The sequence below is a fragment of the Micromonospora sp. MH33 genome (assembly GCF_003013775.1).
Taxonomy (GTDB): Bacteria; Actinomycetota; Actinomycetes; order Mycobacteriales; family Micromonosporaceae; genus Micromonospora; species Micromonospora fulviviridis.
In genome coordinates this window covers 1-6,118 of the sequence record NZ_MUYZ01000358.1, presented here as the reverse complement: position 1 = coordinate 6,118, position 6,118 = coordinate 1, and the positions used below count along the sequence as shown (strand labels likewise).

Here is a 6,118-nt window from a genome sequence, read left to right as displayed (position 1 = left end):
GCGCGTCGCGCGGATCCGCCAGCCGCAGGGGCCCGGACGGCGCGTCGGGCAGCACGGTGTCGCCGAGCAGGGCCACGCGCCGGTGCCCGAGGCCGGCGACGTGGGCGGCGACGGACCGGGCAGCGGCCCGCTCGTCGATGCCGACGTAGCGGTCCGCCGGGCCCGCGGCGCTGGGGGCGGTGGTGACGAGGGGCAGCCCGCGGTCCCGGATCGCGTCGAGCACGTACTCCTCGTCGCCGACGCAGTAGACGCAGAAGCCGTCGACCGCGGCGTTGTCGACGGCCGCCCGGGCCCGGTCGCGGTCGCTGGGCAGCGGCACCAGCAGCAGGCTGGTGGAGTGCCGCTCGGCGACCTGGCCGACGCCGGCCAGGAAGCGCACCGCGAACGGGTCGGTGAACGCGTAGGAGAGCTCGGAGGTGAACAGGACGCCGATCGCGCCGACGAAGCCGCGGCGCAGCGAGCGGGCGGTCGGGTCGGGGCCCGGGTAGCCGAGGCGGCGCGCGGCGTCGAGGATCTTCGCCCGCAGCGCCGCGGAGAGCTGGTCCGGCCGGCTGTAGGCGTTGGAGACGGTGCTGCGGGACACGCCCACCGCGTTCGCGACGTCCTGCAGGGTCGGCTTCACCGGTCAGCCTCTCTGAATCGATCCAGTACTGTATCGATTCAGAAGCTACTCCACCGAGCGCCCGGCGTCAACGGAAGACCGGCGCGGTCAGGCCGGGTAGAGCTCGTCCCGGATCCGGGTCAGCAGCTCGGGGGTGCGTTCCGGCGGCGCGGCCTCCCCGCACAGCCGGTCCATGGCCCCCGCGTAGTAGTCGAGGTCCTCGCGCCGGTCGAGGTAGACGGCGCTGGTCAACTGTTCGATGTAGACGATGTCCGGCAGGTCCTGGTCGCCGAAGCGCAGGATGCTGAAGGCGCCACCGGCGGCGGCGTGCCCGCCGGCGTCGAACGGGACGACCTGGAGCCGGACGTGCGGTGCGGCGGTCGCCTCGATCAGCGCGTCGAACTGACGGCGCATCACCTCGGGGCCACCGACGGGCCGGCGCAGGGTGGCCTCGTCGAGCACCGCCCAGAGCTGCGGCGGGTCGCTGCGGCGCAGCAGTTCCTGGCGTTCCATCCGCAGGTTCACCCGCCGGTCGACCTCCGCCGGCGGAGCGCCGCGGTGGCCGAGCAGGATCACCGCCCGGGCGTACGCAGGGGTCTGGAGCAGGCCTGGGACGAACTGCACCTCGTACGTGCGGATCAGCGCGGCGGCGGCCTCGAGCCCCAGGTAGGACTGGAACCAGCCGGGCAGCACGTCACCGTAGCGGTGCCACCAGCCGGGGCTGTTCGCGTCCCGGGCGAGCTTGAGCAGCGCCGCCCGTTCGTCGGGCGCGGTGACGCCGTAGAGGGTGAGCAGGTCGGCGACGTCGCGTTCCTTGAAACCGACCCGGCCGAGCTCCATCCGGCTGATCTTGGATTCGGAGGAGCGGATCTCCCAGCCCGCGCTCTCCCGGCTCACCCCGGCGCCCTCCCGGAGCCGGCGCAGCTGCGCCCCGAGCAGCATGCGCAGCACGGTCGGGCCGCTGGTCGGGCCTCCCTCGACGGGCACCGTCGTCACCTGGCCGTCCTTCGCACGCAGACTGTCCGGACCGGACGCCCCAGCCCGGCCGAGGAGTAAGCATGCCATGGACCGACAGTGATATGCACTCCCCCGGACGGCGGATGCGCGGTCCCGTCAGCGGGACGGCCGGCGGGCGATCAGGTGGTCGAAGTCGCCGTCGCGGGCGCCGAGCACGAACGCGGCGATCTCGTCGACCGTGTAGATGAGCGCCGGCCCCTCCGGGTGCCGGGAGTTGCGTACCGCGATGCCACCGCCGTCGGGCAGCTCGGCCAGCTCGACGCAGTTGCCGCTCGGGTTGCTGCGCCGGCTCTTGAGCCACCGCACCGGCGGTAGCTCACTGGTGGGTACGCCGTTCGAGGGCTGCTGCATGGGGGCATCCTTCACGGAAAGAGCCAGCCGATGCCGCGGGGAGGGGCGGTGGGTGGCGACGGGGTGTTGTCGACTGTAGACGGAGATGCACGTGCATCTGCTATTGCATCTGCAATGGACACCGAGCATGATAACGCACGTGCGGTGTACCCGGACGTTCACGCTCGGTTACCCGGATCCCGGTTGCGAGCAGGGCGAACATTCCCGGCCCGGCGCCGTTCGGCGCGGCCCTGGACTGCGGTGAGGGAGGGCACGTGCCGGATCCGATGACCGTCGCCTCCGGCATCTCCGCGGTCGGCGCCCTGGCCTCCGCCTGGCAACTGCGCCGCCGGGCCGTACGCGCCGAGGCCGAGATCGAGCTGCTCCAGGCCGAGCTGGCGGCCGAGCGGCATGCGGCCAGCCACGACCCACTCACCGGGCTGCCCAACCGACGCGCCTTCTTCCGGCTGGCCGCCACCCTGCTCACCGACGCCGCCGGCAAGCCACTCGTGGCGATCGTGCTGGACCTCGACGACTTCAAGCAGGTCAACGACCGCTACGGGCACGCCGCGGGCGACCAGGTGCTGGTCAGTGTTGCGCAGCGGCTGGCCGCGTTCGCCGGGGACAACCTCGTCGCCCGGCTGGGCGGCGACGAGTTCGCCGGCCTGCTGGTCAGCCCGATGGTGGACCGGCGCTGGATCGAGCACGCCACCCGCCGGCTCTGCGAGGCGCTCGCCGCGCCGATCCCCCTGGGCGCCCGCAGCATCCGGGTGACCGCCTCGGTCGGGCTCGCCCCGGTGCACGGCCCGACCCAGCTCACCGACGCGCTGTGCCGGGCCGACGCGGCGATGTACCAGGCGAAGACGGTCGGCGCGGCCCGCGCGGCCCGCCAGCTCGTCGCCGAGCGCTGAGCCGGCCGGCGGTCAGCACGCCGGCGACCGGGGTCGCGCACCGCGACCCGGGCCGCGAGCAGGTGGTCCACCCGGCGCCGGTCAGCGCCAGCCGTAGCCCGTGCGCAGCGCCTGCCCCACCCGGTCGAACCGGCGCCGGTCCAGCACCGCACCCTCGCGGCGGATGCTGTCCTCGCGCATGGTGAGCACCCGGTCCAGGCGGACCCAGCTCGGCCTCTGGTCCCGGTCCCACTCCCCCGGGCCCAGCGCCAGCCAGTGCCGCTGGCCGTCGCGGTCGCTCTGGCTGGACAGCATCAGCCCGAACAGCGTGCGGCTCTGGCGGCCCACCACCAGCACCGGCCGGTCCTTGCCCTGGCGGGGGTCGTCCTCGTACGGCACCCAGGTCCAGACGATCTCCCCCGGGTCGGCCTGCCCGTCCAGCTCCGGCGCGTACGCCAACTCTCGCCGCTGCAACACGGCGACCTGGCGGCGCCGGGCCACCTGGGCCGGGATCAGCCGGGCGGTACGGGTGGGCGCGGCCGTGCCCCCGGTGATCCGGCCGAGCCGGGACGCCACGTTCCTCAACAGACCTGCCACGGCGGGCAGCCTATCCCCCGCCACGGGACGGGCGCGCGGCGGCAGAGGCGGGGAAACCGGTGGCCGCGCCGGCCGGCGCTCCGCGACGATGCCCCGGTGACCGTTCCCCACCACCAGATCCGGGCCGCCTTCACCGCCGACACCATCACCGTCTACCAGGCGTACCCGCCGGAGATCGCCGACGCCGCGCTGGCCGCCGGCCGGTTCGTGCCGCCGTTCAAGCGGGAGCGGATGACGTGGATCAAGCCCTCGTTCCGGTGGATGATGTACCGCTGCGGCTGGGCGCTCAAGCCCGGCCAGGAACGGGTGCTCGCCGTGGAGATCAGCCGGGCGGGCTTCGAGTGGGCGCTCGGGCACGCCTGCCTGAGCGGCTACGACCCACGACGGCACCCGGACCGGGAGAGCTGGCGGCGGCAGCTGCGGACCAGCCCGGTGCGGGTGCAGTGGGACCCGGAACGATCGCTGCGGCTGGCCCCGCTGGCGTACCGGTCGGTGCAGGTGGGACTGGCCGGCGAGGCGGTACGCCGCTACGTCGACGAATGGCTGGTCGGCCTCACCGACGTCACGCCGCTGGCCCGGGCGGTGCACGCCCGCCTCACCGCCGGCGACGAGCCCGGCGCGACCGCGCTGCTGCCGGTCGAGCGGCCGTACCCGCTGCCGGCCGAGGTGGCCCGGGTGGCCGACGCCGGTTCGGACTGAAGCGCCGAGGCCGCCGGCCGGCCCGGAATGGTTGACTCGCCTGGTCGAGAACGGTGGTGGTCGGCATGACCTTCGAGGTACGCACGCGCAGCCTGCCGGGCCGGCCGGCGGCGATCGGCGCGGCGGGCCCGTTCACGCTGGTGGTGGACCGTCCGGCGGACGGCGGCGGGGACGGACTCGGCTTCAACGGCGGGCAGCTGCTCTACCTGGCGGTCGCCGGCTGCGTCTCCAACGACCTGTTCCGCGAGGCCCGGGCGGCCGGGATCACCCTGCACCGGGTCGAGGTGACCGTGCACGGCGACTTCACCGGCGACCCGGCGGTGTCGACGGAGGTCGGCTACGACGTCCGGGTCGAGGGCGACGCGACCGCCGCCCGGCTGCGGGACCTCGTCGCCCGGGTGGACGCCATCGCGGAGATCCCCAACTCGCTGCGCCGGGGCACCCCGGTCCGACTACGGCACACCGAGGTGGCGGGAACCACCGGCTGACCGGACCGGCGTCAGGCGGGGCGGCGCGCCAGGACGAGCGTGGTGCGCAGGTCGAGGACGACGGTGCCGCCGAACCCGTCGATCGCCGCGCCGACCGCGGTGAGCACCCGCTCCCGCAGCGCGGGCGGGCGGCGCAGCTGCGGCGAGAAGGTGCCGACCAGCCGCAGGTAGGCCGCGGTGTCCAGCGGCAGTTCCCGGCAGAAGAGCGGCGCGCGGACGTCGGTGAACAGACCGCTGCCGGCGATGTCGTCGTGGAACCAGCCGTCGGGGAGGTCGCCCTGCCGTTGCGGGTCGGCCGACTCGAACGCCGCCGTCACCACCTCGACCTGGGGGAAGCGTTCGCCCAGCGCCCGGGCCATCCGATGGTCCGGCTCGACGCAGGTCGTGGGCGCGCCGAGGCCGAGCAGGGTGCCGGTGGCCAGGCCGGTGCCGGCGCCCACCTCGACCAGGCGGTCGGGCGTTCCGCCGTGGTAGGCGCGGATCGCCGCGACGATCTCGGCCGGATAGCCTGGGCGGGCCTCGTGATAGGCGCCGGCCACCTCGCCGAAGAGCTGCGACATGATCGCCATCATCGCAGGGCCCAGCGGTCGCCGCCGCCGGAGACGGAGGGAATGCCGTGGAACCGGAGCTGCCCCGCGACCTGCCGCTGTTCGAGCGCCGGGCGGTCCGGCTCGTGGTGCTGGACGCCACCGACCGGGTGCTGCTGTTCCACACCCGCGACCCGGACCATCCCGTGCTGGGCACCTGGTGGGAGCTGCCCGGTGGCGGGCTCGACCCCGGGGAGACGTACCTGGAGGCGGCGGTGCGGGAGCTGCGCGAGGAAACCGGCATCGTGGTCGCGCCGGCCCAGGTGGGCGCGCCGACCTGGCGGCGGCGGGCCAGTTTCCGGCACCGGCAGCGGCGGCACCTCCAGGACGAGGTGGTGGTGCCGGTGCGGCTGCCCGGGCCCGGGCCGGACGTGGACGAGGCGCACCGGCTGGACTACGAGGTCGAGGACTACTTCGGGTTCCGCTGGTGGCCGGTGGCCGAGGTGGTCGCCGACCGGCCGCGCTGCTATCCGGGGCGGCTGCCGGAGCTGCTGCCGGCGTTCCTGGCCGGCGAGGAGATCGACGAGCCGTTCGAGTTGTGGTCGTGACCGGCGTGCCGTACGCGACGCCGACCGGCACAGTGGAGCGGTGAATCCTCTCCACGCACCCCTGGCCCACTACGCCGAGCGGCTGCACCGCGCCGCCGGCGACGCCCACCACGTCGCCTCGCCGCTGGGCGCCTGGCTGCTGCTCGCGCTGACCGGTCCGGCGGCCACCGGCGAGGCCCGCGCCACCCTCACCGAGCCGCTGGTCGCCGCGGCCACCGCCCTGTGGGAGCGGACCCCGTTCGAGCAGCTGGCCGCCTGGCGGGCCGGCCTGCCGGAGCGCACCGAGCGCGGCCCGCTGCCCGACCAGGCGACGCTGGACGCCTGGGCCCGGGAGGGCACCGGCGGCCTGATCGAGCGGTTC

9 protein-coding genes and 1 pseudogene are annotated in these 6,118 nt (G+C 74.9%); 5 read left to right on the top strand and 5 right to left on the bottom strand.

Features of this window, described 5'->3' with window-relative positions; translation table 11 throughout:
- From B0E53_RS32095 to B0E53_RS32085, 3 genes are all read right to left on the bottom strand, one after another.
- On the bottom strand, window positions 1–622 hold a 622-nt coding region (locus B0E53_RS32095), incomplete at its 3' end, for a LacI family DNA-binding transcriptional regulator (RefSeq protein ID WP_146167846.1).
- A gap of 87 nt (window positions 623–709) precedes the next feature.
- Complete coding sequence (locus tag B0E53_RS32090) at window positions 710–1,597, bottom strand: helix-turn-helix transcriptional regulator (protein ID WP_107079401.1); 888 nt, start codon at window positions 1,595–1,597, stop codon at window positions 710–712.
- 117 nt (window positions 1,598–1,714) lie between these two features.
- The gene (locus B0E53_RS32085; RefSeq protein ID WP_107079400.1) at window positions 1,715–1,969 is read right to left on the bottom strand and encodes a DUF397 domain-containing protein; all 255 of its coding nucleotides are present in this window, start codon (window positions 1,967–1,969) and stop codon (window positions 1,715–1,717) included.
- 254 nt (window positions 1,970–2,223) lie between these two features.
- Between B0E53_RS32085 and B0E53_RS32080 the strand changes: the two genes are divergently transcribed.
- Window positions 2,224–2,859: a GGDEF domain-containing protein gene (locus B0E53_RS32080; RefSeq protein WP_107079399.1), complete on the top strand. Its 636-nt coding sequence runs from the start codon at window positions 2,224–2,226 to the stop codon at window positions 2,857–2,859.
- An 81-nt stretch (window positions 2,860–2,940) separates the two neighbouring features.
- Here B0E53_RS32080 and B0E53_RS32075 read toward each other — a convergent pair whose 3' ends face one another.
- A complete protein-coding gene (locus tag B0E53_RS32075; protein WP_107079398.1) occupies window positions 2,941–3,435 on the bottom strand; it encodes a type II toxin-antitoxin system PemK/MazF family toxin in 495 nt (164 codons plus the stop codon).
- 96 nt (window positions 3,436–3,531) lie between these two features.
- On the opposite strand from B0E53_RS32075, the gene B0E53_RS32070 reads away from it, so the two are divergent.
- Both B0E53_RS32070 and B0E53_RS32065 read left to right on the top strand, forming a co-directional pair.
- Complete coding sequence (locus B0E53_RS32070) at window positions 3,532–4,134, top strand: DUF4291 domain-containing protein (protein WP_107079397.1); 603 nt, start codon at window positions 3,532–3,534, stop codon at window positions 4,132–4,134.
- 65 nt (window positions 4,135–4,199) lie between these two features.
- Window positions 4,200–4,622 (top strand): OsmC family protein, encoded by a 423-nt coding sequence (locus B0E53_RS32065; protein ID WP_107079402.1) that lies wholly within the window; start codon window positions 4,200–4,202, stop codon window positions 4,620–4,622.
- Between the two features lie 11 nt (window positions 4,623–4,633).
- On the opposite strand, the gene B0E53_RS32060 is transcribed toward B0E53_RS32065, so the two are convergent.
- Window positions 4,634–5,182 (bottom strand): hypothetical protein, encoded by a 549-nt coding sequence (locus B0E53_RS32060; protein ID WP_146167845.1) that lies wholly within the window; start codon window positions 5,180–5,182, stop codon window positions 4,634–4,636.
- 56 nt (window positions 5,183–5,238) lie between these two features.
- Here B0E53_RS32060 and B0E53_RS32055 point away from each other — a divergent pair, with 56 nt between their 5' ends.
- Window positions 5,239–5,757: an NUDIX domain-containing protein gene (locus B0E53_RS32055; RefSeq protein ID WP_107079395.1), complete on the top strand. Its 519-nt coding sequence runs from the start codon at window positions 5,239–5,241 to the stop codon at window positions 5,755–5,757.
- Between the two features lie 40 nt (window positions 5,758–5,797).
- Window positions 5,798–6,118 (top strand): annotated as a pseudogene (locus tag B0E53_RS32050) (hypothetical protein); the annotation flags it as partial.

What these genes read in the sequence shown, in the direction of transcription:
- B0E53_RS32085 (WP_107079400.1), bottom strand. Translation starts at nt 1,969, where the DNA reads ATGCAGCAGCCCTCGAACGGCGTACCCACCAGTGAGCTACCGCCGGTG.
- B0E53_RS32065 (WP_107079402.1), top strand. Translation starts at nt 4,200, where the DNA reads ATGACCTTCGAGGTACGCACGCGCAGCCTGCCGGGCCGGCCGGCGGCG.
- B0E53_RS32060 (WP_146167845.1), bottom strand. Translation starts at nt 5,182, where the DNA reads ATGTCGCAGCTCTTCGGCGAGGTGGCCGGCGCCTATCACGAGGCCCGC.